This is a genomic window from Ruegeria sp. HKCCD7303 (assembly GCF_013111185.1).
In the GTDB taxonomy this organism is placed as follows: Bacteria; Pseudomonadota; Alphaproteobacteria; order Rhodobacterales; family Rhodobacteraceae; genus Ruegeria.
Window position 1 is genome coordinate 755,409 of the sequence record NZ_WVRE01000002.1, and the last position, 24,167, is coordinate 779,575.

Here is a 24,167-nt window from a genome sequence, read left to right on the forward strand (position 1 = left end):
GATGGCCGGGCATGACACTAACGACCTTGGCCAGCCCATCGGCCTGCCGGTTTCGGGCGAGTTTCCGCGCCCGACCCCGCCGTACACTCCGATGGAAGGACGGTACTGTTCTGTCGTGCCTTTGGACGTGAACAGGCATGCGCCCGGACTTTTCCGGGCGTTTGCCAATGACAGGGATGGTCGAAATTGGACGTACCTGCCCTATGGCCCGTTTGACAGTGAGGCAAAGTTCGAAGACTGGGCGCGCACCAACTGCATGGATGCGGACCCGATGTTTCACACCGTTCTGGACGGCGAAGGCGTACCGGTCGGCATGGCCTCATACCTGCGGATCGAGCCCGCTGCAGGCGCAATTGAGTTGGGGCATATCCACTTCTCACCTCTGCTTCAGCGCAAACCACAATCCACCGAAGTCATGTATCTGATGATGAAGCGGGTGTTCGATGAATTGGGCTATCGCCGCTATGAATGGAAATGCGACGCACTCAATGCGCCATCGTGCCGTGCGGCAGAGCGGCTGGGCTTTAGCTTTGAAGGGATTTTCAGGCAAGCGACCCATTACAAAGGACGCAACCGTGATACTGCGTGGTATTCGACTATTGATAGCGAATGGCCGCGCATTCGGGATGCGTTCGAAGCCTGGCTTTCACCGGACAATTTCGATGCAGCGGGCCAACAACGCAAACCGCTGATGGCCCGTGCGAAGGCACTATCTTAGTCCGAAATCTCGAATTCCATCGAGACACTGACCGAGACTGAAACCTCTCCGCCTGCAACAGGGACCCCGCCCGCATCAGCCATGCTCATGGCGCGCATCTCGGCCATCGGGCGGACACCAGCCACACGTTCCGAGATTGTCTGGACCGCGCCAAGCGTGACACCGGCCGCCTGCGCCAACTGCTCGGCCTTGGCGGTGGCTTCTCCTACGGCTTGCGCACGGGCCTGCGCCTCAAGCGGTTTGGGATCCTGCACACCAAAGCTCAGCCCGCCGAAATCATTGGCACCGTCCTGAATGACCACATCCATGATCGTCCCCAACTGTGTCAGATCGCGAACCCGCACAAAAACCCGGTTCGACGCGGTGAACCCTGTAATTTCGGGCTTTTCGCCATTCTGCCCATGCCGTCCCGACCAAACTGGTGACAGCGACAAATCTCGGGTTTGAACGTCCCGGTCTTCGATGCCCATATCGGCCAGCCGCGCAAGGACTTTGGCAACCGCGTCCGAGGTCGCCTGCATGGCCGCCCCGGCCTCGGCATTTTCGTTTGTTACACCCAAGGTAATCGTCGCCATATCCGGCGCGATTTGCACCGTCCCGCTGGCGTCCACGGTGATGCGACGTTCTTCCGCATGGGCTGCGCCTGCGGCTGTTGCTGCCATCATCGCGGCCAGAAAAGCGAATGTCTTCAAGGTTATCACTCCAATTTGTTCTACTTTAAGATGGGTTAGCGGACCGTCGCCATACAAGAGCAGACCCAGCCTTTTTCTTTCCCTCGGCGGGTTCCTGCTTTAATGTCGGTCTGCGAATGCAAAGTCGTTTGCATTGACGATGATAATTATGGTTCCTCCGGATTATGAAACCCGCCTTTGCGCTTTCTTTTTCTACAACCGGAATAACTCTGCATCACCAATCGGATGACGATTGGTATGTTGTCGGCTCGATTCCGCTGGATGCTGAGGACCTGCCCGAACAAATGCAGGCGTTGCGGGAAAAGGCCTTTGCGCTGGAAAACGATCTGAGTTGCAAAGTCGTATTGCCAGCAGATCAGGTGCGCTTTCTGGACGTCGAAACCGGAGAGTTACCGCCCGACGAGCGAGAGGCACGTATTGAGGCTGCATTGGCCGATTCGACCCCGTATGCCCTGTCTGATCTCAGCTACGACAGCCAAACAATCGGCAGCACAAGCCATATCGCTGTTGTCGCCAATGAGACTTTGGCCGAAGCGCGAAGCTTTACCGCAGGCCATGGATTTGTGCCGACACTGTTCAGCGCCGAAGAAAGCGCTGGGTCTTTCCCGCGTGAGCCAGTGTTTACAGAGCAACCTGATCAGCCGCATGCAACACTGACCTCAGAGCCCGATGAAGCGGATTCGCACGATGAGGCAGACACCCCCGGCCTGCCCGCTCATCCTATTGCGGGCACAGTTGCGCCGGAAACATTTCGAGCGCCTGACACGTCCCCCGCAGCACATGCCACCTCAAGCCCTGCCTCCAAGCGGTATGCCATTCCAGCTTTTGCTGCCGTAGTTCTTCTGAGCGGAGCTTTTGGCGCATGGTTGGCTTCTGGACCCACGGATCAACCAGAGCAGGCTGAACTGAGTCCTACTGCACCGGAAGTCTCATCGTCCGAGGCCCCTCCTGAGCCGGAGCCAGAGATCGCGGTCGTCCAGCCAGAACAAACCTTCCTTCCTGAATCGTCAGAGGAAACGTCCGAGCAGGCTGAGCTGAATTCAGATGCACCGGACCCCGAGGTCGCCCCTGAGCCAGACCCTGAGGTGGCAGCTGTCGACGCCCAGCAAAACACGCCCCCCGAACCACCAGCGGAGGAGGCTGAGGCACAGCCAGAGTTGTCACCTACGGACGCGGCGATCCTTGAGGCGCTCAAGGTTGCTCCGACACCGGTCGAACCCATTGCTCAAGACCCCGACGCCCCAAAGGAAATCCTTGCCGAGACTGGCATTGACGTATCACCCCCCGCACCTCTGCAAGAACCGGAAATCGCTGAGCATGAAGACCTGTACCTGACATCCATCGACAAGTCTGATCTGTCCACAGATGCTGTCGCGTTACCACCCGCATCAAGTTTCGACACGGACGAACCATTTCAGAGCGACGATTTACCCAGTGTTGCAGGCTCACGTTTCGATCTGGATGACCGGGGACTTGTTGTTCCCACACCCGAAGGCGCGTTGAATCCCGAAGGGATCACTGTGTACCTGGGCCGCCCTTCCAAAGCGCCGCCTCAGGCACCGCTGCGGTTCGAAGAAGAACCTGTTGTTGAAGAAGTTGATCAACGGCTGGCTGGTTTGCGCCCCAAACCGCGCCCCGGCGACATTGAAGAGACCTTCGAACGTCAGCAACTGGGCGGCCAATCGCTGGCGGAACTTGCCGGAAAACGACCCAAAGCGCGCCCTGCAGGCCTGGAAGCCCCAGAAGAGGTCGAAGTTCCTGTTTCCGAGCTGGCCATTATGCGCGTTCCCCGACCTAAGCCGCGACCGGCTGGACTGGTTGCTGCCAGACCGACCGTCGCGAAGCCGTCCACTCTGGCATCAACAGCGGCACTTGTTGAAAACTCTGACGACGCAGAATCTTTTCAACCCAAGACCGTGGCACCCAAGATACCTTCGACCGCATCAGTCGCCCGGCAGGCTACTATCGACAACGCCATCAATCTGCGCAGGCTGAACCTGATTGGCGTTTATGGCACGCCTGCCAACCGCCGTGCCTTGGTCCGCCTGCCCAGTGGCCGGTACAAGAAACTGAAGGTTGGAGACCGCATCGACGGTGGCAAGGTCATCGCCATAAGCGATAGCGAACTGCGGTATCAGAAAAAAGGCCGTAACGTGACGCTTTCGATGCCCCGCAGTTGAGCGTCAAAACGCCGGAGATTACCCCGGCGTTTCGCGTAAGTTTCAGGCTGCAGAGATCTCGCCACTTTCGATCTGCTCGCGTTCGATGGATTCGAACAGAGCCTGGAAATTGCCTTCACCAAAACCGTCATCCCCTTTGCGCTGGATGAACTCAAAGAAGATCGGGCCGATCACGGTCTTTGAGAAGATCTGAAGCAGAATGCGGGTCTCACCGCCGTCCACAACCCCTTCACCGTCGATCAGGATGCCGTGCTTCATCATGCGATCAAGCGGTTCGTCATGATCCGTCACACGATCTTTCGACATCTCGTAATAGCCCCGGTTGGGTCCGGGCATGAATTTCAAACCATTCTCGGCAATCGCGTCGGTTGAGGCATAGATGTCCTCGCTGCCCACAGCGATGTGTTGAATCCCTTCGCCCTTGTACTTCTTGAGGTACGACACGATCTGCCCGGTCTCACCCCGGTCTTCGTTGATCGGAATTCGGATGCGACCGCAGGGTGATGTCAATGCGCGGCTGAACAGCCCCGTGAACTTGCCCTGAATGTCGAAGAAACGAATTTCACGGAAGTTGAACAAGTCACCATAGAACTTGAACCACTTGTCCATGTTACCCTTGTAGACATTGTGGGTCAGGTGATCGAGATAATAGAACCCTTCGCCACGCGGCTTGGATTCCTTGATCCACTCGAATTCCTGATTGTAGGGCGAAGTGTCGTAATACTGGTCGATGAAATAGATCAGCGATCCACCAATGCCCTTGATAGCAGGAACATCCATCGTTTTGTCATCTGCGTCATAGGGCTCGGCCCCTTTTGAAACAGCGTGTTCATATGCTTTTTGCGCGTCGACCACGCGCCACCCCATCGCCGGGGCGCAAGGGCCGTGTTCGGCCACGAACTTGTCCGCAAAACTCTCTGGATCAGCATTCAGGATATAGGTGACATCCCCCTGCTGCCAGAGTTCGACCAGCGGCTTGTCCTTGTGCCGGGCCACCAGATCGAACCCCATCTTGGCGAACAGATCGCGCAGTTCTTGCGGTTCGGGATGGGCAAATTCAACGAATTCAAACCCGTCGGTTCCGGCGGGGTTTTCTTCACTGATCACTGATTTCGGGGCGTTGTGCGGGAAAGGACCCATGGCGCGTCTCCTTTGAAGACAGGAAGTTTTTTTGCTGATTCAAAAATATGACTTTCCAGACGCTGTTTCTGCGCATTGTTTTCGTGTAAACTCAAAGTAGACGCGTAAAACGCGCATGAATCGCAAAAAATTCGGGATTCCTCCGCACGTGCTGGATGCTACTGACAAACGTCTTCTATCTGCCTTGCAAAAGGACGCACATCTGACCGCGCACCAACTGGGTGAAATGCTGAATCTCTCACCCAGCCAGGCAGGTCGACGCCGACAACGGCTTGAGGCCGAGGGCTATATAACAGGTTATGCCGCCCGGCTCGATCCGCTGAAACTTGGCTTGCAGGTTCAAGGCTTTGTTCAGGTTCATCTGGGTACACATGGCCCCGAACAATCCCAGAGCTTTGCCCGCATGGTCGATACCCGCCCCGAAATTACCAGCGCCTGGACGATGACAGGAGAGGCAGATTACCTGCTGCACGTCTATTGCGACGATCTTTCCGCCCTCAACAGCTTGCTCCATCAGGTCATCCTGCCGCATCCTGCTGTTGCCCGTGTCCAAAGCCAGATAGTGATGGACCAACTAAAACGCGACGCCCCCCTGCCCACCTGAACGGGCTCACGAGGAGACTCATGGACGATTTTCTATACCAGGCTTCGATCTATCTGGCTGCGGCTGTGATTGCGGTGCCTCTGTCCGCAAGGCTGGGGCTTGGGTCGGTGCTGGGCTATTTGGCCGCCGGGATTATCATTGGACCGATGCTGGGGCTGGTCGGGGCCGAAACGGAAAACCTTCAACATGTCGCCGAGTTTGGTGTTGTGATGATGCTGTTCCTGATCGGGCTGGAGCTTGAACCTCGTGCCCTTTGGGACATGCGCGACCGATTGTTGGGTCTTGGGGGGCTACAGGTCTTTCTTTCAACCGCGGTGATTGCTGCGGTGGCGATGTATGCAAACCACCCGTGGTCCGTTGCGTTGGCCGTTGGGTTGACCCTGTCGCTGTCGTCGACCGCTATCGTCCTTCAGACCTTGTCTGAAAAAGGTCTGATGCAGACAAATGGTGGTCGCGCGACGTTTTCGGTGCTTTTGACGCAAGACATCGCAGTCATTCCAATATTGGCCATGCTTCCGTTGCTCGCCCTACCTGCGATGCCTCACATCGAAGCAGACGGTTCGATTGATCGGGGGGCGGGTGATCTGCATGACGCGGGTCATCACAGTCTGTCCTTGGTTGAAGGATTGCCGGGCTGGGCTGTCACACTGGTCACGATTGGCGCAATTGCTTTTGTCATTTTGGCAGGCGTCTATCTTACCCGACCTCTCTTTCGATTTATACACGCTACGCGCCTGCGCGAAATGTACACCGCTCTGGCGCTTATGATTGTGGTCGGTATTTCTTTCCTGATGACGCTTGTTGGGCTGTCGCCCGCTTTAGGCGCGTTTCTGGCGGGTGTCGTGCTGGCCAGCTCAGAGTTTCGCCATGAAATGGAAAGCGACCTTGAACCGTTCAAAGGGCTGTTTCTTGGGCTGTTCTTTATCACGGTTGGGGCCGGGATCGACGTTGCCTATTTCTTCGATGACCCGCTTGACCTGATCGGCTTGGCACTGCTTGTGATCCTTGCAAAAGGCATCATCCTGTTTCTGGTCGGTAGAGCCTTTAAGCTGCGAGGCCGAGATCATTGGCTGTTCACATTGGGGTTGGCACAAGCCGGTGAATTTGGTTTCGTTCTGCTGGCCTTTTCGACGCAGCAGAACGTTATCCCGCCTGACCTGTCACAGAAACTGCTGATGATCATTGCCCTGACGATGCTGATCACCCCGCTTCTGTTCATCATCTATGACCTTCTGTCCCGAAAAATAAGCGATACGTCCAAAGAGCCTGAACCTGATGAGATCGACGAAAAAGGCCCAGTGATCATTGCTGGCATTGGCCGGTTTGGTCAGATCGTGAACCGGCTGGTGCGGGCCAGCGGCTTTAAAACGGTGGTTCTGGACCATGATATCGAAACCGTCCAGCTGATGCGCCGGTTTGGTGTAAAAGGCTTTTTGGGCGATCCGACGCGTCCTGAACTGTTGCGCGCTGCGGGGTTGGAAAAAGCCTCGGTCCTCGTGGCGGCGATGGATGACCACAAGCAAGTCACGCGACTAGTCAGTTATGCCAGACGACAGCGCCCTGACCTGCACATCATCGCCCGCGCCCGCGACCGGACCCACGTGTACGAGCTGTACCAAGCTGGTGCCAACGACATCGTGCGCGAACTGTTCGACAGCTCGTTGCGCGCAGGCCGTTATGTACTGGAGAATATAGGGCTGAGTGAGTATGAGGCCGCGCAAGCTGAACAGACCTTTTACCACCACGACAGGACGTCTGTTCGTGATTTGGCTGAATTGTGGGTTCCTGGCCTGCCAACAGCCGAAAACAAGAAATACATCGAGCGCGCTCAGAAACTGGAAAAGGATCTGGAAACTGCGCTGCTCGAACTGGCGGAAGAACACGCCAAGAAATCTGCCTGACCCAAAACCCCGATTGGGTCAGGCAAGTCATTACCCGTCGGATACCCCAGCCTCGGCAAAGGTGGCCATACCTGAATGGCAGGCCACGGCGCTTTTGAGGATGTTGATCGCCAATGCCCCGCCAGATCCTTCGCCCAGCCGAAGACCAAGGCTTAACAGCGGGTCTTTGCCCAGCCGAGACAATACGGCACCATGTGCCGCTTCCGCGCTTTGGTGCCCCGCGACAGCGTGATCCAGCGCGCTAGGCGACAGCTTCCAAAGGCACGCCGCAGCAGCAGAGCAGATGAACCCATCCAGAATGACCGGAATGCGCAACACGCGCGCGGCGGCAATCGCCCCGGCCATCGCGGCAATCTCACGCCCTCCAAGGCAGCGCAGAATCTCCAGGCCATCTTCTGACGCATGTTTCGCGACGCCCTCTGCTACGACACGGGTTTTATTGGCCAGCCCTGCATCGTCGACACCGGTGCCACGCCCGGTCCAATCCTCGGCATCCCCACCAAACAGTGCGCAGGCGATAGCCGCTGCTGGAGTGGTGTTGCCAATACCCATCTCGCCCACAACCAGCAGATCGGCCTTCGGATCAACGGCCTGCCAACCGGTACGCAAGGCACTCAGCAGATCTTCTTCGCTCATGGCCGGGGCCTGGGTGAAGTCCACAGTGGGTCTGTCCAGCTCAAGTGCATGCACATTCATTGTCGCACCTGCTGCCTTGGCCAGCTGATTGATCGCCGCGCCGCCATGTTCAAAGTTCATAACCATCTGGACGGTCACTTCCGGCGGAAAGGCCGATACGCCCTGTGCCGTAACACCATGATTTCCGGCAAAGACGATGACCTGTGGTGCGGTAATTTGCGGGCGGGCATCCCCACGCCAACCCGCATACCAGATCGCCAAATCCTCAAGCCGACCCAACGCGCCGGGCGGTTTAGTCAGTTGTCCGTTACGCTCACCCGCGCCATGCACCGCAGCGGCATCCGGACCCGGAGCTGCAGCTAGTGCAGCACGGAACGCATTCAAATCATTCAGTTCAGGCAACATAAAAGCCTCATTGCATCAGAGTGGTGCAGTGTGTTTAACCGAAGCACCGAAACCGACAAGACCCCGAAAGGCACGGGCGTGCATAAAAACGACACGAAACCCTTTTCTCTGCGGGATATTCGGCTGGCGCTGGTCCTTCTCACCCGCCTGCCCCTGCCGCGTTTGCCGGATCCAGTGTTTTCTCGGCAAGCTCAGGCAACCTGGGCCTTTCCGATTGTCGGTCTGCTGGTTGCAGGACTCGCATGCCTTGTGGGCTGGGGCGCGCTGGCGCTGGGTTTACCTGTTCTGGCGGCGGCCGGTCTTTTACTGGCCACGCTGATCGCAACAACCGGGGCGATGCACGAGGATGGCCTGGCGGACACGTTCGACGGCCTGTGGGGCGGGTTCACCCGCGACCGCCGGTTGGAGATCATGAAGGACAGTCATATTGGGACTTTCGGCGTGCTTGCCCTGATCGTGTCTCAGCTGGTTCGAATATCGGCTATCGCTGCTTTGCTGACGGCTGATGCGGTGGGCGCAGTTTTAGCCGCCAGCATTGTCTCGCGGGCGTTGATGCCTGCAGTGATGGCTGGATTACCTCACGCGCGCAAATCGGGCCTGAGCCATTCCGTCGGAAAACCCCAGACGATTTCCGTCATCGCTGCACTTGTTCTGGCGGTGGCACTCGCCCTGCTTCTTATGGGTGTGGATGCAATACCTGCGATGGGTTTTGCGGCAGCCAGCGCAGCAGTTTTGGCCGTTGTCGCCAAGAAAAAGATCGGCGGCCAGACCGGCGATATTCTTGGGGCCACGCAATTGGTGTCCGAGATAACCTTTCTGCTGGTCTGCGCCGCGCTGGTTTAAGACGCGCCCCCGGTCTCGATGCGCAAGGTGCCGCCGCAATGTTTGCAATGCACAGCGTCCGGGTCATGTCGGAATAAGCCGCAGCTTGGGCATTTGTGGCGAACCTTTTGAGGCATGAAAATCGCCTGCGCCAACCGGACAAAAAGCGCCACACCCACCACCATGATAAAAACCGAGAACAGCTTACCCCCTGGCGTAGGCAAGGTGATATCGCCGAACCCGGTGGTCGTTAGGGTAGCCATGGTGAAATAGAGCGCGTCAATATAGGGCGTTTGCGAATCTGCGGGAATAAAGAACACCAGAACGGCGGTCGAAGTTGCGAAGACAAAAACCATCAGGTTGATGGCGGCGATCACCGCGTCTTCGTGGGTGCGGAAGAAATTGCTGTCGCGTCGTAAGTCCCGCAGCAGGTGGTAGGAATGGATCAACCGCAAGGCGCGTAGAATCCGCAAAAACGCAAGGTTGCCCGTCAGGAACGGATCAAGCACCAGAGAGACGATAACAACGATATCCGCCAGCGTGTAAATCTGGCGCAGCAGCTTCCAACGGTCCTTGGCGATCCAAAGCCGCGCTGAGAAATCCAAAAAAATCACAAAGCCAATCAGCAGGCTTGCGACCGTGACGCCCGACCCCTGAGGAAAATGAGCGGTGGCGACAAAGAAGATGATCGACACAATATCGAAAAGGATCAGACCATAACGAAACCAGACCGAAATCGGGTCGTGCCCGATATACAGGTATTTCACCGTCTGCTTCATATCCACCCTGTATCATGCTGCATACACAGTGAAATTAACGACAGTTGTGCAAATCACCAAGCCACGAAAAAGGCCGCCCCAATTAGAGCGGCCTTAATCACGATTCTCTTGCAATCAGGCGGCGCGCGAGGTCAGGACTTCGTCTACCTGCTTGGCGGCCGAAACTTCGCCAGCACCGGAAACAGCTGCAACCTCACGTGTCAGGCGTTCCAGAGCAGCTTCGTAAAGCTGACGCTCGGAATAGCTCTGCTCGCGTTGATCGTCGGTGCGATGCAAATCGCGGACAACTTCGGCAATCGAGATAAGGTCGCCCGAGTTGATTTTCTGTTCATATTCCTGGGCGCGGCGGGACCACATGGCGCGTTTTACCTTGGCCTTGCCCTTCAATGTCTTCATCGCCTGGCTGATGACATCTGGCGAGCTGAGCGACCGCAAACCGGATTCGGTTGCTTTGTTGGTCGGCACCCGCAGTGTCATTTTGTCTTTCTCAAATGAGATGACGAACAGCTCGAGCGAGAAACCCGCAACTTCCTGCTCCTCAATCGAGATGATCTGACCCACGCCATGGGCGGGATAGACAACATAGTCGTTGGGGCGGAACTCAAGCTTTTTCGACTTTGTCATTCAGTTTTTTCCTTGCTTACGGACCGGGACACAGACAACAAAAGCACCACGTGCCGGGACTGTCTCAGCCCCGTCAGGCGGCGTTTCTGTCATAAATTCAGTACTCCAAAGCGAGCATACTTACGGAGCGCATCCCAATCTCGGTCATCATATGAAAACTGAGTATATCACAAAAATACGACACCCGAAAGTTTACCCAAAGGAAAATATTCGAATTACCTGCGCGCACAATGCTTTATTTCAAGATCTTCGCGCTGTGCCGTGCGCTTTCTTCGCGAATCGCTTAGCCGCCTTCGCCGGGTGCTTCAGAGAAATACTTCTCCATCTTACCCTCTTCACCGTCGCGCTCTTCAGCGTCGGGAAGCGGGTCTTTCTTTGTAACAATCACCGGCCACTGTTCCGAGAACTTGCGATTGAACTCAACCCATTGCTCCATTCCCGGCTCAGTATCCGGGCGGATTGCGTCTGCCGGGCATTCCGGTTCACAAACACCACAGTCGATGCATTCGTCCGGGTGAATAACCAATGTATTCTCACCTTCATAGAAACAGTCCACCGGGCACACTTCGACGCAGTCTGTGTATTTGCAGGCGATACAGTTTTCGGTGACAACATAGGTCATGAGCGGATTCCCGTTTGCGGTTCGTTCGACTAGCTAATTCAGTCTGGCCCGCTCTTCAAGATGGGATCAGCGATCTTCTGTGCGAGAAAGATCAAGAGCGCGCCGATCCTTCTTGGTTGGACGACCTTTTCCTTCGAACCCCGGATTTTTAGGAGGCACGTCCTGTTTTTCCGTCATATCGAAGTACAGCGTTTGCGCCTCGGGGGCCGGACCGCGGCGTTCGCCCAGTTTTTCTACACGCACAACCCGCACGATACGGCCCTGGGGAAAGGTCAGAACGTCTCCGGATGCCACGGCTTGCGCCGGTTTGAGCACCCGGTTTCCGTTCAATCGGACATGGCCGCCACTGACCTGCTTGGCTGCCAGGCTACGGGTCTTGAAGAACCGCGCCTGCCACAACCATTTGTCGATCCGCAGCTTGGCCTCGGCCATCTTGTGTCAGTTGCCGTCTTTCAAACCCATAAGCGCCGCAGCGAATGGGTTGTCGGGATCAATGGCCTTTTCCTTTTTCGGAGGCCGTGACGAGAAGGTCTTGGCACCCTGAGGTTTGCCGCCCTTCTTGCCGTGCGGCTTGCCGCGACCGTCCTGGGGTTTGCCACGGGGCTTGCCTTTGCCCTGCCCCTGCTCGCGGCGCGGGCCACGGTTTTGCTGGCGTTGACGGCCCCAGGTGAAGGTATAGAAAACCTCAACCTCGGGCTCATCCGGTGCGGCGTCAGGCGCTGGTGCCTCGGCTGCCGCCTCGGTGCTTGTCGTGGCCTCGTCTGATGCCTCGGCGGGTGCTGCAACCTCGTCGGTTGCAACTTCTGCAGTTGGCGTTTCTTGCGCGCTGGCTTGATCAGAAGACTCAGTCGCAGATGTTTCCACCGGCGCCTGTTTGAGTTTTTCGCGCTCGCCACGCTCGGCCTTGTAGCCCAGGCCCTGCATCAGGTCTGCGAATTGTTCCAACGTCATGCCGGTGATCGACAGCATGTCCGGCTTGGCTTCGAACCCTCCCCGGCTGTCTTCGGCACGCAGCATGTCAGCCAGACGTTCCAACATGTCGATCCGGATCGAACGTTCGCCCGCATCGCGGTAGCCGCACATAGTGTCATAGCCCTGCGGCGCGTCCTTGGCGACGGGCACAGTGACCAGACCCGGAGGCGGCGCTTCGGGGAATTCCTGCAAACCGCTGGACAAGCCCCACAGCACCAGACGCAGGCGTGTAGGCGCGGGTTTCAGCAGCAGCGGCATGAAGATCGTGAATTGGCCAAACCGGATGCCATGCTTGCGCAGCGCGCCACGGGCATCCTGATCCAAATCCTTGACCTCTTGCGCGACTTGACCGCGTGGCAGAACGCCCAAGGCTTCTACCATGCGAAAGGCAAAGCCCTTCGCCAGTCCCGTCAGTTCTTCGTCGCGCGACAAGTTCAGCAGCGGCTCGAACAGCGCAGCGACCTTGCGGTCGATGAAATGCTGCAACCGGCGCTGCACTTTCTGTTCGACATCCGGCCCTGCGGCCTCATCCACAAAAACCTCGACCATTGGCTTGAGAGGCTCTGCCCCGGCAACCAGCTTGCCGACGGCGTATTCGCCCCACATCAGGCCACCCTGATCCGTGAAATCAATTTCGGTATCGGGCGCATTGTAGAAGCGATCGGCGCGCAGATGGAATTGCGGCGCGAGTGCTTGCAAAGAAGCCGATTTCAAAGCTTTTGCCTCGGTCCCTTGCGCGCTTTTGTCCGGTGTAAACCGGAACCCTTCCAGACGACCGACGAATTCGCCTTCGACGGTCACTTCACCCTTGTCATTTACTTCGGCCAAAAGGGCCTCCTTCTGTTTGAGCCGGCGCAGCAAAACAGATGTACGCCGGTCCACAAATCTTTGAGTCAAACGATCATGCAACGCGTCTGACAGTCTGTCTTCTACAGTGCGTGTTTCGTCACGCCAATGCGATTCGTCACGGACCCAGCCGTTTCGTTGCGCAACATATGTCCAAGTGCGAATATATGCCAACCTTTTGGACAACGTATCAATGTCACCCTGGGTCTGGTCGATACGGCGAATCTGCCGCGCCATAAAATCATCCGGGATCGATCCGCGCTCGTGCAGGTGACCATAGATCACTTCAAGCAAGCTGGCGTGTTCTGCGTGGCTGATGCCGCGAAAATCGGGGATTCGGCACACGTCCCACAACAAACGGATGGATTGCGGATCGCTGGCGCGGGCTACGACCTCGGTCACTTGCGAAAGAGATTTGAGCGCGTTCAGGTCATCCGCAGGGCGCGCTTTGATCAGATGCTCATCATTTGGGCTGACCTCAAGCGAAGTGATCAGCGCGTCGATGGAGCCGAACCGCAAGGCGGCATTCCGCCAGTTCAGCTTTTTCATCGGCGTAAAGCGGCTGTCCATGATGGCCTGCGCCACACCTTCGTCCAGCGGCAGGGCCTCGCCCGTCACACCAAAGGTGCCATCAGACATCCCGCGACCGGCCCGGCCCGCAATCTGCGCCAGTTCATTCGGGGCCAGTGGGCGCATCCGGCGGCCATCAAATTTGGTCAGAGATGAAAACGCGACATGATTCACATCCAGGTTCAGCCCCATCCCAATGGCGTCGGTGGCAACCAGATAATCGACTTCGCCGTTTTGATAGAGGTCAACCTGAGCATTCCGCGTTCGTGGGCTGAGCGCCCCCATTACAACGGCCGCCCCCCCTTTCTGACGGCGCAGCAATTCCGCGATGGCATAAACATTGTCGACCGAAAATCCGACAATGGCGCTGCGTGCAGGCATCCGGCTGATCTTCTTTGACCCAGAATAGACCAGTTGAGACATCCGTTCGCGCCTTACGAATTGCACTTCGGGAACAAGCGCCGCGATGGGGCCGCGCATAGTGTCAGAGCCTAGGAAAAGCGTCTCGTTCGTGCCACGGGATCGCAGCAGACGATCTGTAAAGACGTGGCCGCGTTCGGGATCGGCACAAAGTTGGATTTCGTCGATCGCAACGAAATCTGCCCCCATGCCTTCAGGCATGGCCTCGACCGTGCAGACCCAATACTGGGTGCGCGGCGGCACGATGCGCTCTTCACCCGTTACCAAGGCCACAACCGACGGGCCACGAATGGCAACGATCTTATCATAGACTTCGCGCGCCAGCAGACGCAGCGGCAAACCAATCACGCCGGTGCGGTATCCCAGCATCCGTTCGATTGCGTAGTGGGTTTTACCTGTGTTTGTCGGGCCCAATACGGCCACTACTCGGGATGACCCGCTCACCATTGCCCCCTGCCCCAGACCTTACAGCGCTGCGCCTTCAACCTGAGGCTTCAGTCGATTCACCGCATTGGTTACTTCTTCATGATGGGGATGTATAGCCAAGGCCCGCGAATACGCGTCATAGGCTTTCTGAGGCTCTCCGATAATCTCAAAGATCAAACCCAGCCCATATATTGCCTCATAGTGGTTGGGGTTGAGGGTCAATGCATGCTCCAGATCAGCAGCCGCCATTCCGAACCGTTCAATTCCGAAAAAAGCCGAGGCACGTACATGCCAGCCTTCCGCAAATTCGGGTGCGTGATCTGTCAACGCTGTCAGATGATCCAATGCGGCGTCTACGTCTCCGTTTTCAAGCGCTTCGCGCCCTCGTTCCAACAACAGATCCGCCGAAGCTGAACCGGACTGTGCCCACAGCGCCTGCAACTGCCGATCCAGAGCCATAGCCTGTTCGGGCGTGGATTGGGCCAGTTGCTGCAGCAGCGCGTCTTCATCCCGCAAATCCGCCTGTTGCGCGAAGCAACTGGTGGAAAACGTGACTAGGACAACAAGTGCCGCAACGGTACCTTTGAGATTGTGGATTGCAATGCTCATAACAATCGTCAGTGTAGCGTTGCGACCGGGGATGTCCATTCACGGCGCACTAACAAAATGAGGAAAAGCATGAGCGAGATTCTTGAAAAGGCGGCAGCCGCGCTGAATGAAAAACTGGAAGGCGGCGCATTCGACGCCTCGGCCAAGTTTGCTATCGCCGATCTGGGCGCAATCGTGTTGGACGCAGACGGCGCGCGCGTCAGTGACGATGATGCGGACGTTACAATGAGCGCTGACGCCGAAACGTTCGAGCAAATCCTCAGCGGTGAGCTGAACCCTACGGGTGCGTTCATGTCGGGCAAGCTGACCATTGATGGCGACATGGGCGTTGCTATGAAACTCGCATCGGTGTTGGCCTGATGGAATTGACGCCGGCCCCTTTTTTTGAAGACGTGGCCGGCGGTCCCGCCGGTGGGAGCGCCCACTGGCTGATGACTTCTGACCAGATTCGAATCCGTGTGGGTCATTGGCGACCCGAAGGCGATGCGCATGGCACGGTGCTGATGTTTCCCGGTCGAACCGAATATATCGAGAAATACGGAAGCACCGCAGCCGAGTTCATCCAACGCGGCTTTGCCATGCTGGCGGTTGATTGGCGCGGTCAGGGCCTGGCGGACCGTTTGCTGGACAACCCTCGTATTGGCCATGTCGATCAGTTTACAGACTACCAGCATGACGTTCAGGCGACGCTAGATCTTGCCCGTGCGCTGGATCTGCCGAAACCCTGGAATGTGATCGGACACTCAATGGGCGGTGCTATTGGGTTACGCGCCGTGATAGAGCAGAAGTGCTTTGCCGCCTGTGCTTTCACCGGACCGATGTGGGGTATTTTCTTCACCCCGGTTATGAAACCCCTCAGTCGTGTGACAGCCTATTGGGGTACGGCGCTTGGTCTTGGTGAAAAGACACCTCCGACCACAACCCTGGAAAGCTATGTCCTGTCGCAACCGTTTGAAGGCAACATGCTGACCCGCGATGCGGCGATGTTTAAGATGATGCAGGATCAACTAAAGGCCCATCCCGAACTGGCGCTTGGTGCGCCTTCAAACCTTTGGCTGCGCGAGTCGCTGGACGAATGCACCTGGCTGATGGAACACCCCGCCCCAGACACACCTTGCCTGACCTTTCTGGGCAGCCACGAACAGATCGTCGACCGCAAGGCGATACGCACACGTATGGAAAACTGGCCAAACGGCACGCTTGTCGAAATCCCGGATGGCGAGCATGAAGTGTTGATGGAGGCACTGGAAGTGCGCGGTCCGGTTCTGGATCAGCTGGCCGCGCATTTTCAGTCCAACCCAACCGGCTAGGCCGTGGGCTGAAAAGATCGGCCCCTTTGCCCACTCAAAGGACTGTCCGCTTGTGATCCGGTCGCGCCGGCCCTAGATGTTTGCAAAAGATATCTACAAAAGGTGATCCATGCGCGACCTTCCCTTTCCCGTCCGTGACGCAAACGCAATGGGCGGTGCCGACAACCTTGGTAACCTTCCGGAATGGGATCTGAGCGATCTCTACACCTCGGAAGAAGCGCCCGAGCTTGAGCGTGACCTGGGCTGGCTGGAAGGCGAATGCGGCGCCTTTGCCGCGGATTACGAAGGCAAACTGGCCGAGCTGGACGCAGCCGGCTTGCTGAATTGTGTACAGCGCAATGAAAAGATCAATTCCATTGCCGGACGCATCATGTCCTTTGCTGGTCTGCGCTATTATCAACTGACCACGGATTCCGAGCGCGCCAAGTTCCTGTCAGACATGCAGGAAAAAATCACGATTTTCACCACGCCGCTGGTTTTTTTCACTCTGGAACTCAACCGTATCGACGACGATGTGCTAAAGGCTCATTTCGACGCCAATGCCGATTTGGCACGCTACGAGCCCGTTTTCCGCCGCATCAGAGCGATGAAGCCTTACCAGCTGTCCGATGAGCTGGAAAAATTCCTGCACGATCTGGGCGTTGTAGGTGATGCGTGGGAACGTCTGTTTGATGAAACCATAGCTGGACTGACCTTTGACGTTGACGGCGAAGAGCTGAATATCGAAGGCACCCTGAACCTGTTGACCGAGCAGGATCGCTCTAAGCGCGAAGCGGCTGCGCGGGAACTGGCATCGGTGTTTCAGGACAACATCAAAACCTTTGCCCGTGTTCACAACACACAGGCCAAGGAAAAGGAAATCGTCGACCGCTGGCGTAAAATGCCCACCGCGCAGACCGGGCGTCACTTGTCAAACGATGTAGAGCCCGAAGTGGTCGAAGCGCTGCGCGAGGCAGTTGTGGCCGCCTACCCCAAGCTGAGCCACCGTTATTATGAGCTGAAGCGCAAATGGCTCGGTCTGGATGTGATGCAGGTCTGGGACCGCAACGCGCCCTTGCCCATGGAAGACACGCGCGTCGTCAATTGGGACGAAGCCGAAAAGACCGTCATGGACGCTTACAATGCCTTCGACCCACGCATGGGCGAGATCGCATCGCCGTTCTTCTCAAAGGGCTGGATCGACGCGGCGGTGAAGCCTGGCAAAGCGCCAGGTGCTTTTGCGCACCCGACAGTCACTGATGTCCACCCCTATGTGATGCTCAACTATCTGGGCAAACCACGTGATGTGATGACCCTGGCGCATGAGCTGGGCCATGGCGTGCATCAGGTGCTGGCCGCCGATCAGGGTGAGATGCTGTCCTCTACCCCGCTGACGCTGGCTGAAACAGCCTCGGTCTTTGGCGAAATGCTGACCTTCCGCAAGATGCTGGATCAAGCCGAAACCCCGGAACAGCGCAAGGTGCTGCTGGCCGGTAAAGTTGAGGACATGATCAACACCGTGGTCCGCCAGATTGCATTCTACGATTTTGAATGCAAGCTACATGCGGCCCGTCGCGAAGGCGAACTGACCCCGGATGACATCAACGCATTGTGGATGAGCGTTCAGGCCGAAAGCCTTGGCCCGGCATTTGAATTCATGGACGGGTACGAGACCTTCTGGGCCTACATCCCGCATTTTGTCCACTCACCCTTCTATGTCTACGCCTACGCCTTCGGTGATGGCCTCGTGAACGCGCTTTATTCGGTTTACGAAAGCGGAGCGGACGGGTTCGAAGACAAGTATTTCGAAATGTTGCGCGCGGGCGGATCGAAGCATCACAAGGAACTGCTGGCCCCATTCGGATTGGACGCGAGCGACCCGAAGTTCTGGGACAAGGGCCTGTCGATGATTTCTGGCTTTATTGACGAGCTGGAGGCGATGGAAGGCTGATCATTTTTGGTTCTTGGTTGTAAGGAATATGGCCAGGATAATCAAAACAGCCCCAAGGGCCGCAATTGGAGTGATTGTGGCCCCCAAAAACAAGGCTGAGTTGATGAAAGTAAATACGACGGACGCCGCGAACATCAACGTGGCTGTCAAGGTTGAAACCCGAGCGGCCGCCTCATACCAAAGGTAATAGGCCAATGCGGTAGGCAGGACGCCTAACAAGGTCAAAAACAAGACGTCGTTGGCTGTTGGCAGCTTAAACAAAAAAGCTGCCAACGGCAGCAACAGCACGCCCGCGCACAGGAAAATACCGAAAAGGAAGTTCAACCGCTCTTCTGTTGATTTTGAGCTGCGCATTGCACGGCTGCTGGAAACTAGAAACACTGCCCAGCTTAGCCCGGCTCCGATTTCCAGAAGATCGCCATAAAAAGGGTCTCCGCCGCCCTGAAAATCCCGGTAAACTGTTAGGAAAACTCCCAGAATTGCCAGCGCCGTGGCCAAGACATCTGCACGTGTCACCTGCGTGTCGGAAAAGAAATACAAGAAAATCAGAACAAAGAACGGAGCAGTATTCTCCAGTACCATGGCACTTGCCGCGCCTGTGTATTCAAGGCCAACATGGAATAGGATGTAGTTGATCACCGTCGACAAGACTGCGAGCCGAAAGTTCCAATCGCCCAACTTAATCGATACTGAAACCCGCATCACACGTAACATGCAATAGATCGCCAGAGCGGCGACAAACAGACGTGTTACAGCGATTTGCAGCCCGCCCAGATCGCTGGTCAGATAACGTACAATAACGCTGTGCGTGCCCCAAAGGAGCGCTGCCAGGAATCCCAGAACCAGACCATTTTGCGTCAGTTTGGTGCTGAGCATCGCTTTGTTCCGATTACTTCAACTGACTGTCTTTCGAACCTCGACGATTCACTCCACCCCTCAATTTGAACGCGCCATCGCGTTCTTGCTGGCAATCGAGGCAAAGTTTGACGCCCGGCAGTGCGATGCGTCGCTTTTCGGGAATGGGTTCTTCGCATTCCGCACAATGTGTCAGGCTTTCCCCCAAAGGCCGCTTTTGTGCCTGCATCCGCGCCAGCTCATCCGAAATCGACGCTTCGATCTGTTCGCTTACCGCGCCGTCACGCGCCCAACCTCCGGCCATGGCTCACCTCCTGAAACACAGGAGGATACGATAGCCGGTGCTTGAGCCGCTTAGCAAGTTACAGCGGCTCTGCGCCGACAAATACGCGGTCGATCATCTCTTGCGTGCTGCGCGAAAACTCCAGTGGACAGGGATAGTCCACCCCTTCGCGGACCGAACGGCAGAACGCCTCGACCTGTAGTTTGTAGTGGTCCGCACCGGGGAAACGGGTGATCTGAACCTCTAGCCCTGGACGATGCAGTTCGACTCGTGCCTCGCCGAACACTCGGGCATTGAAAGGGGTTGTCAGGCGGATCAGGCCCTGCTCGCCATGGAACACCATTTCCTGATGAGGGTGCGCGCGAATGGATACGTAGGCGGAATAGGTGAACCCCGGGAACTGGGCCCGGATTTCCGTAAAGACATCGATGTCATCCTGCCAACGGATTGCAGATTGTACGGACACGGGCTCTTCCCTGGTGGCAAAGCGTGCACCGCCGATCACATAGACGCCGATATCCCGCAAACCGCCGCCGCCGGTTTCAGCGCGGTTACGGATGTTCCCGGTATCCGCCCGATTGTCAAAACTGAACGCACCGGTCACATGCACCAAATTCCCGATGGCCCCATCCGCGATCAGATCACGGGCCAATTGCCATTGGGGGTGATGCACGATCATGTAAGCTTCGGCCACAAGCAGGCCGGTTTGATCGCGTTTGGCGATCAACGCGTCGAACTCATCTGCGCGCATAGTCATCGGCTTTTCGCATAGCACGTGCTTACCAGCGTCAAGGGCCTTCAGGCTCCATTCGACGTGCAAATGATTGGGCAGAGGGATGTAGATTGCGTCTATCCCTGGGTCCGCCAACAACGCGTCGTAACTGTTGTGAACTTGGAGGTCAGGGCAAAAAGACAGAAAAGGGTCCGCCTTTGCCGCGTCAGAGGTCGCCAGGGCCGCCAACTGCGCGCCGTAGGCGGAATGGATCGCTGGCGCCATATATTCCCGCGCAAATTTCGCGGCCCCCAAAACGCCAAACTGAACAGGTCTTTGCATCGCGCCCTCCCTATTTGTCCACGCCAATTTGTTCAATCATCGCAAGAATAAACGATGTGACGCTTTCAAAATGTCATCGAAATAAAGCACGCCTTTCCCGTAGCATGCAAGCTGGCCCGCCGCCACTTATTCACTTTTCCTGATCCGTTTCCGTGTCTGCCCGTAGCAAACATATCGACAAGTGCGCAGCGCAATTATGTCTGCCGCTTGTCTTGATCAGACGTAACCAATTGGGTGGGAGAAACCAAAAACGATGGATATGCAGACGACAACCAAGGATCAGCAAACCATAACCGGGATTGTCCTGAACAGCGGCGCGCCGGGCACCTTTGACGAAAACCCGGATGACTTTGACATATTGCGTGAAGCAGCGATTGCAGCAGGGCTTGTCGGAACATTGGATAGCCCTGAAGTGGATTTGACGGTCTTCGCACCGAAGGATTCAGCGTTCATAAATTTGGCCCAAACCCTTGGCTTCGCGGGCGATGACGAGGCGGAAGCGCTGAATTTTATCGTCAAGGCACTCACGCTTCTTGGTGGCGGAGATCCTTTGCCCTTGCTGACCGATATCCTCAAGTACCATGTGGTTGACGGAGAATTCACCAAGGACGCCGTGGTTGCGCTGGGTAACGGTGCTGAGATTAACACCCTTCTGGGATCATCTCTTGAACTGAACCTGGAAACGTCACCACCGAGCTTGGTTGATGCGGACGCTGCTATTACTGACCCAAACCTGGTTGCATTTGACGTGGATGCGTCCAATGGGATCATTCACGTGCTGGACGGCGTGCTGCTTCCGGTATCGGTATCAAGCATACTGGGTCAGCAAAATACCGATTTCATTCTGGGTGATGACACTGACGAGTTCATTTTCACCGGGAAGGGTCAGGATTTCATCCATGGCGGTGGTGGTCGCGATGTTATCAAAGCGGGTAAAGGCAATGACGTAGCTCTTGGCGGCGACGGGAATGACATAGTTTTTGGCGGGCGCGGCAAGGATATTTTGCGCGGCGATGATGGCCACGATAAAATCTATGGAGGTCGCGGCGCTGACCTGATCGATGGCGGTGCTGGCGATGACATCCTGATCGGCGGACGCGGCAAGGATACTTTCGTCATGGAGAACGGAGGTGGGGACGACTTGATCCTCGATTTTCGCGCTGGCAAAGACAAGATTGATCTGTCCGGATATGACGGGATTACCAGCTATGAAGATATCGAAGACGACATCTCTGGTGGGTTCTTGCGCACAGAGATTGAATTGGACGATGGCGACAGCATCGTACTGACTGGTGTTCGCCCAGGTCAGCTCTCTGAAGACGATTTTGTTTTCGTTTGAAGCGAAACAAACCAGCCCGCAGAGATTGCGGGCTGGTTTTTCGGTCAGCTGGTTGCCAGCATGCCTTTTTCACGGGCCAAATCCCGCATTTTCTTTTGCAGTTTTTCAAACGCGCGCACCTCGATCTGACGGATACGTTCGCGGCTGACGTTGTACTGCGTGCTCAGCTCTTCCAGTGTCACCGGCTGATCCATCAACCGGCGCTGGGTCAGGATGTCCTTTTCCCGATCGTTCAGAACATCCAGTGCTGCGGTCAGCAACTCGCGGCGGGCTTCCAATTCATCGCGCGCCTCATAGTCACCCGCCTGATCGGCATCTTCATCTTCCAGCCAATCCTGCCATTGCATCGTGCCCTCGCCTTCGGACCCAACGGTCGCGTTCAGCGAGGCATCCCCACCGGACATACGGCGGTTCATGCTGATGACTTCCTCTTCGGTCACACCCAGATCATTGGCGATTTGAGCGACATTTTCCGGTCTCAGATCGCCTTCCTCCAACGCGCCGATACGAGCCTTGGCCTTGCGCAGGTTGAAGAACAGCTTTTTCTGAGCCGAGGTTGTACCCAGCTTCACCAATGACCACGACCGCAGGATATATTCCTGAATCGAGGCGCGAATCCACCACATGGCATAGGTCGCCAACCGGAAGCCTTTTTCAGGATCAAACCGTTTGACCGCTTGCATCAGGCCCACATTTGCCTCGGAAATCACTTCGGCCTGCGGCAGGCCATAGCCGCGATAGCCCATGGCGATCTTGGCTGCCAGACGCAGGTGAGATGTCACCATCTTATGCGCGGATTCGGTGTCCTGCTCTTCGACCCAGCGCTTGGCCAGCATGTATTCTTCTTCCGGCTCCAGCAGGGGAAACTTGCGGATTTCCTGCATATAGCGATTCAGGCCGCCCTCGGGCGTCGGTGCGGGGAGATTTGCGTAGTTTGCCATTATGATGTCCCTCCGACAAATGTTTAAGTCTTTAACATAGGATATGGGTAAGGAACCCTGCCTATTCAAGAGGTGCTGTTATCAGTCTGAAATTAAACTTCTGTTAAGGGAAGATAAGAAACTCTTTCTCACGGGACTTTGCTTATTGTGACACTGGTTTGCGCAGCCCTGCAATCAGGGATTTCATATCTTGCGGCAGGTCAGCCTCGAACCGCAGGTTTTCGCCGGTCACCGGGTGTTCGAAGCCCAAAACCGCTGCATGAAGGGCCTGACGCGGGAAATCGCGGACAGATTCAGCAGCCGAAAGCGAAAACGCCTTGGCAGACAGCTTGCGCTTGCCGCCGTAAACTGGGTCTCCGACTAGCCCATGCCCTGCATGAGCCATATGCACACGGATCTGATGGGTGCGTCCGGTTTCCAGCCAGCATTCGATCAAGGCCAGCCCTGCGGGTGTACCAAAACTCTCAACAACCCGTGCACGCGTTACTGCGTGGCGCCCCCCGTGAAACAGAACCGCCTGCCTCTGACGGTCTGTCTTGTGCCGCGCAAGCTGCGTGGTCACGCGCATGATGTTGCCGGGTTCGAAACTGACGCCTTTGACACCGCGCAAACGTGGATCGTTTGCGTCCGGCACTCCGTAGCACACGGCGCGGTAATACCGTTCGACACTATGGGCTGCGAATTGCTCGGCCAGGCCGTGGTGTGCAGCGTCCGATTTTGCCACCACCAAAAGGCCACTGGTTTCCTTGTCGATCCGATGCACGATGCCCGGACGTTTTACCCCACCAACACCTGACAGATCATCCCCGCAATGGTGCAGCAACGCGTTCACCAGAGTGCCGCTTGGCGAACCCGGCGCGGGATGCACGACCATGCCTGCGGGCTTGTTCACAACGATTACGTCCGCATCTTCAAAGACAACCTCAAGCGGGATGTCTTCGGGGCCGATATGGCTGTCTTCGGCCTCGGCCACGACGATGGTAATATGTGCTCCTTCCGAGACTTTTGCCTTAGGGTCACGTGCTTCGCGCCCGTCGATCTGAACCGCACCCTCTTCGATCAGACGCGCCAACCTGGTGCGCGACAGGTTTTCACCGTCTGGCACATCCCTCGAAAGCGCCTTATCAAGGCGTGACGGCGGATCAGCCGCGATCTGAAACTCAATCTGGCGGGTGCCCATGACTGTCCCTTCCGAACCCCAAGAACCGCAGGAAACACCGCAGCTGCGATTGCTGCGGCGGATGGTCATGTTGTTGACCGCGGTGATGATTGGCGGGGTTCTAGTGACATTCGCCCTGATTGTCATCCGCCTATCGGACCGCACCCCCACCCTTCCGGATCAGATCGAGTTGCCGGACGGCGCGAAGGCCCAGGCGCTGACCATCGGCTCTAACTGGTATGCAGTTGTCACGGATGACAACCGTGTTCTGATCTTTGACAAAACGACCGGAAAGCTGCGCCAAGAGATTGCTGTTGAATGAGCCTGAGC

At 56.6% G+C, this 24,167-nt stretch carries 24 protein-coding genes; 10 read left to right on the forward strand and 14 right to left on the reverse strand.

The annotated features are described in order from the left end of the window. Position 1 precedes the first annotated feature (1 nt). Positions 2–718 (forward strand): GNAT family N-acetyltransferase, encoded by a 717-nt coding sequence (locus GS630_RS08315; RefSeq protein WP_171619247.1) that lies wholly within the window; start codon positions 2–4, stop codon positions 716–718. Here GS630_RS08315 and GS630_RS08320 read toward each other — a convergent pair. Continuing rightward, the gene (locus GS630_RS08320) at positions 715–1,419 is read right to left on the reverse strand and encodes an SIMPL domain-containing protein (protein WP_348540077.1); all 705 of its coding nucleotides are present in this window, start codon (positions 1,417–1,419) and stop codon (positions 715–717) included. The genes GS630_RS08315 and GS630_RS08320 overlap by 4 nt on opposite strands. A 155-nt stretch (positions 1,420–1,574) precedes the next feature. Between GS630_RS08320 and GS630_RS08325 the strand changes: the two genes are divergently transcribed. Further along, complete coding sequence (locus GS630_RS08325) at positions 1,575–3,590, forward strand: hypothetical protein (protein WP_171619251.1); 2,016 nt, start codon at positions 1,575–1,577, stop codon at positions 3,588–3,590. Positions 3,591–3,632: 42 nt separating this feature from the next. Here GS630_RS08325 and hppD read toward each other — a convergent pair whose 3' ends face one another. After that, on the reverse strand, positions 3,633–4,730 hold the full coding sequence (gene hppD / locus GS630_RS08330; RefSeq protein ID WP_171174612.1) for a 4-hydroxyphenylpyruvate dioxygenase: 1,098 nt from the start codon (positions 4,728–4,730) through the stop codon (positions 3,633–3,635). 148 nt (positions 4,731–4,878) lie between these two features. Here hppD and GS630_RS08335 point away from each other — a divergent pair, with 148 nt between their 5' ends. Together GS630_RS08335 and GS630_RS08340 are read left to right on the forward strand one after the other, a co-directional pair. Next, positions 4,879–5,334 (forward strand): Lrp/AsnC family transcriptional regulator, encoded by a 456-nt coding sequence (locus GS630_RS08335; RefSeq protein ID WP_171091132.1) that lies wholly within the window; start codon positions 4,879–4,881, stop codon positions 5,332–5,334. Between the two features lie 20 nt (positions 5,335–5,354). Continuing rightward, positions 5,355–7,235 carry a monovalent cation:proton antiporter-2 (CPA2) family protein gene (locus GS630_RS08340; protein WP_171174614.1) on the forward strand — a complete coding sequence of 627 codons (1,881 nt, stop codon included), beginning with the start codon at positions 5,355–5,357 and terminating at the stop codon, positions 7,233–7,235. Between the two features lie 30 nt (positions 7,236–7,265). On the opposite strand, the gene cobT is transcribed toward GS630_RS08340, so the two are convergent. Further along, a complete protein-coding gene (gene cobT, locus GS630_RS08345) occupies positions 7,266–8,276 on the reverse strand; it encodes a nicotinate-nucleotide--dimethylbenzimidazole phosphoribosyltransferase (protein WP_171174616.1) in 1,011 nt (336 codons plus the stop codon). A gap of 30 nt (positions 8,277–8,306) precedes the next feature. On the opposite strand from cobT, the gene cobS reads away from it, so the two are divergent. Beyond that, entirely contained in the window at positions 8,307–9,119 is an 813-nt protein-coding gene (gene cobS, locus GS630_RS08350; protein WP_371809053.1) for an adenosylcobinamide-GDP ribazoletransferase, read from the forward strand. On the opposite strand, the gene GS630_RS08355 is transcribed toward cobS, so the two are convergent. The 6 genes from GS630_RS08355 to GS630_RS08380 form a co-directional block, all read right to left on the reverse strand. Then, positions 9,116–9,877, reverse strand: a complete 762-nt coding sequence (locus GS630_RS08355; protein ID WP_171237413.1) for an ion channel — start codon at positions 9,875–9,877, stop codon at positions 9,116–9,118. The genes cobS and GS630_RS08355 overlap by 4 nt on opposite strands. Positions 9,878–9,991: 114 nt before the next feature. Next, complete coding sequence (locus tag GS630_RS08360; RefSeq protein ID WP_171089457.1) at positions 9,992–10,501, reverse strand: CarD family transcriptional regulator; 510 nt, start codon at positions 10,499–10,501, stop codon at positions 9,992–9,994. A 283-nt stretch (positions 10,502–10,784) separates the two neighbouring features. Next, the gene (gene fdxA / locus GS630_RS08365; protein WP_074735041.1) at positions 10,785–11,123 is read right to left on the reverse strand and encodes a ferredoxin FdxA; all 339 of its coding nucleotides are present in this window, start codon (positions 11,121–11,123) and stop codon (positions 10,785–10,787) included. A 66-nt stretch (positions 11,124–11,189) separates the two neighbouring features. Then, complete coding sequence (locus GS630_RS08370) at positions 11,190–11,555, reverse strand: RNA-binding S4 domain-containing protein (protein ID WP_171174622.1); 366 nt, start codon at positions 11,553–11,555, stop codon at positions 11,190–11,192. Positions 11,556–11,561: 6 nt separating this feature from the next. Then, positions 11,562–14,378, reverse strand: a complete 2,817-nt coding sequence (locus tag GS630_RS08375; RefSeq protein WP_216599745.1) for a DEAD/DEAH box helicase — start codon at positions 14,376–14,378, stop codon at positions 11,562–11,564. 18 nt (positions 14,379–14,396) lie between these two features. Then, positions 14,397–15,005 (reverse strand): tetratricopeptide repeat protein, encoded by a 609-nt coding sequence (locus GS630_RS08380; RefSeq protein ID WP_171174626.1) that lies wholly within the window; start codon positions 15,003–15,005, stop codon positions 14,397–14,399. Positions 15,006–15,035: 30 nt separating this feature from the next. Here GS630_RS08380 and GS630_RS08385 point away from each other — a divergent pair, with 30 nt between their 5' ends. From GS630_RS08385 to GS630_RS08395, 3 genes are all read left to right on the forward strand, one after another. Continuing rightward, a complete protein-coding gene (locus GS630_RS08385) occupies positions 15,036–15,326 on the forward strand; it encodes an SCP2 sterol-binding domain-containing protein (protein WP_171174628.1) in 291 nt (96 codons plus the stop codon). Next, positions 15,326–16,276 (forward strand): alpha/beta hydrolase, encoded by a 951-nt coding sequence (locus GS630_RS08390; protein ID WP_171711953.1) that lies wholly within the window; start codon positions 15,326–15,328, stop codon positions 16,274–16,276. The genes GS630_RS08385 and GS630_RS08390 overlap by 1 nt, the downstream gene beginning before the upstream one ends. Before the next feature lie 109 nt (positions 16,277–16,385). After that, on the forward strand, positions 16,386–18,206 hold the full coding sequence (locus GS630_RS08395; protein WP_171174632.1) for a M3 family oligoendopeptidase: 1,821 nt from the start codon (positions 16,386–16,388) through the stop codon (positions 18,204–18,206). On the opposite strand, the gene GS630_RS08400 is transcribed toward GS630_RS08395, so the two are convergent. The 3 genes from GS630_RS08400 to GS630_RS08410 are packed head-to-tail and all read right to left on the reverse strand — an operon-like array spanning position 18,207 to position 20,398. Then, positions 18,207–19,082, reverse strand: coding sequence for a DMT family transporter (locus GS630_RS08400; RefSeq protein ID WP_171174633.1), 876 nt, complete (start codon positions 19,080–19,082; stop codon positions 18,207–18,209). Positions 19,083–19,095: 13 nt separating this feature from the next. Next, positions 19,096–19,365, reverse strand: a complete 270-nt coding sequence (locus tag GS630_RS08405) for a DksA/TraR family C4-type zinc finger protein (RefSeq protein ID WP_171174636.1) — start codon at positions 19,363–19,365, stop codon at positions 19,096–19,098. A 58-nt stretch (positions 19,366–19,423) separates the two neighbouring features. After that, a complete protein-coding gene (locus tag GS630_RS08410) occupies positions 19,424–20,398 on the reverse strand; it encodes a Gfo/Idh/MocA family protein (RefSeq protein WP_171619255.1) in 975 nt (324 codons plus the stop codon). Between the two features lie 253 nt (positions 20,399–20,651). Here GS630_RS08410 and GS630_RS08415 point away from each other — a divergent pair, with 253 nt between their 5' ends. Further along, the gene (locus GS630_RS08415; protein WP_171619257.1) at positions 20,652–21,737 is read left to right on the forward strand and encodes a fasciclin domain-containing protein; all 1,086 of its coding nucleotides are present in this window, start codon (positions 20,652–20,654) and stop codon (positions 21,735–21,737) included. A gap of 44 nt (positions 21,738–21,781) precedes the next feature. Here the strand turns inward: GS630_RS08415 and rpoH are convergent, their stop codons facing one another. Then, entirely contained in the window at positions 21,782–22,678 is an 897-nt protein-coding gene (gene rpoH / locus GS630_RS08420; protein WP_171619259.1) for an RNA polymerase sigma factor RpoH, read from the reverse strand. A 142-nt stretch (positions 22,679–22,820) separates the two neighbouring features. After that, positions 22,821–23,858 (reverse strand): RluA family pseudouridine synthase, encoded by a 1,038-nt coding sequence (locus GS630_RS08425; protein WP_171234060.1) that lies wholly within the window; start codon positions 23,856–23,858, stop codon positions 22,821–22,823. Here GS630_RS08425 and GS630_RS08430 point away from each other — a divergent pair. Beyond that, positions 23,857–24,159 carry a DUF6476 family protein gene (locus GS630_RS08430; protein WP_171174647.1) on the forward strand — a complete coding sequence of 101 codons (303 nt, stop codon included), beginning with the start codon at positions 23,857–23,859 and terminating at the stop codon, positions 24,157–24,159. The genes GS630_RS08425 and GS630_RS08430 overlap by 2 nt on opposite strands. Positions 24,160–24,167: the final 8 nt, after the last annotated feature.